Annotated in this window: 2 protein-coding genes; both read left to right on the forward strand. The window is 37.4% G+C overall.

Translation table 11 applies throughout. The annotated features are described in order from the left end of the window. Nucleotides 1-302: 302 nt before the first annotated feature. On the forward strand, nt 303-494 hold the full coding sequence (locus tag BLO53_RS18885) for a type II toxin-antitoxin system HicA family toxin (RefSeq protein ID WP_092064298.1): 192 nt from the start codon (nt 303-305) through the stop codon (nt 492-494). Between the two features lie 18 nt (nt 495-512). After that, nucleotides 513-911 carry a type II toxin-antitoxin system HicB family antitoxin gene (locus BLO53_RS18890; protein ID WP_092064301.1) on the forward strand — a complete coding sequence of 133 codons (399 nt, stop codon included), beginning with the start codon at nt 513-515 and terminating at the stop codon, nt 909-911. Nucleotides 912-1,058 lie beyond the last annotated feature (147 nt).

Here is a 1,058-nt window from a genome sequence, read left to right on the forward strand (position 1 = left end):
AGCGTGTCTAATTCGCTGGAACTTCCTTGAACAAGAATTCTTGCATGATTAGTATCTTCAAACACTTGACCTATAGGGATTATCCTTAAGAGTCCTTGCACGTGCCATTGATGACGGCAGCGACATATGTAGCGGGAACTACTTTTGCGCGCTTGTCACGAGATGTGGCTTATCTGTGCCTTTCTTTAAGTGCGCTATTTTGGCAATAGACGCATGTCTTTGATCCCTATAGGTTGGTGGATTGTCTAAAAGATTAAGGAAATTGACATACGTATTAATTACGTATACTATTAAGGAGTAATATGGCAACTGTATCTGAGATAGTCAGAAAAATAAAAAGAAAAACAAATTGTTATATATTAAGACATGGTGCTGAGCATGATATCTGGATTAATCCAGACAATGGAATAGAGTTTACTATACCAAGGCACCCTAGTAGAGAACTGGCAAGTGGAACTGCCAAAAGTATTCTTAGGGCAGCAGGACTTTTATAAAGACGAGGAGGAACAACAATGGCAAAATATATATTTCCAGCAATTTTTACTCCAGAAGGAGAAAATGGTTTTTCAGTCCGATTTCCAGATGTGAATGGGTGTTTTTCTTCGGGAGATGATTTGGCGGATGCTTTAAAAATGGCTAATGATGCTTTGGCAATTATGCTAGTTCACTATGAAGATAATAAGCGCGAGATTCCTATGCCATCTAACATTTTATCGTTGAAAATGAAGAGGGGTGAGTTTTCATCTTTGATCAGCGTGGATACAGTAGCATATAGACATACTTTGAATAATATGGCTGTAAAAAAGACTTTATCTATTCCAGCATGGCTTAATGATGCCGCAACTGCTGCAGGAATCAACTTCTCTCAAACATTACAGGATGCTTTGAAGGAGCGATTGCGTTTGTACTAATGTGTCAAAGATCTATTTGCAGAAAATAAATTTGCATTAAATACTTATTACTAAACTTCAGCTTTATTCTAAGCAACTAATTATGCAGACAGCGTGTCTAATTCGCTGGAACTTCCTTGAACAAGAATTCTTGCATGATTAGTATCT

The organism is Butyrivibrio sp. INlla14 (assembly GCF_900102515.1).
Classification (GTDB): domain Bacteria; phylum Bacillota; class Clostridia; order Lachnospirales; family Lachnospiraceae; genus Butyrivibrio.